Origin of the sequence: Halomonas sp. SIMBA_159 (assembly GCF_046536035.1) — a bacterium.
In the GTDB taxonomy this organism is placed as follows: Bacteria; Pseudomonadota; Gammaproteobacteria; order Pseudomonadales; family Halomonadaceae; genus Vreelandella; species Vreelandella venusta_A.
The window spans coordinates 1-234 of record NZ_JAWJBT010001675.1 but is presented as its reverse complement, the minus strand read 5'-3'; the positions used below and the strand labels follow the sequence as shown (position 1 = coordinate 234).

The 234-nt window shown below is 46.6% G+C and carries 1 protein-coding gene; it reads left to right on the top strand.

Annotation, left to right across the window (positions count from 1 at the left end; all coding sequences use genetic code 11):
• Positions 1-53 precede the first annotated feature (53 nt).
• On the top strand, positions 54-234 hold a 181-nt coding region (locus R0J87_RS24905; protein ID WP_498889707.1), incomplete at its 3' end, for a hypothetical protein.

Sequence of the window (234 nt, the reverse complement as noted above, 5' to 3'; positions counted from 1 at the left end):
GTATTCCTGTAACTGCATAATTGTTAGCCAATTGGGATTTAATAGGAAATCTTATGCTTAGGCCGTCAGAGCGCTGGTTTTGGACATACTGCAATAAAAAAGACCGCTTGTTGCTGGATATCAGCGACGAGGCGCAGTTTTGTTCACCTTTTGCTCAGTCGCAGCTGATCCAACAGCCGCAAAAGCAGCCGTTGTCGATGGCAGAAGCTCAAGCGTTCTGGCATATAGACGAGA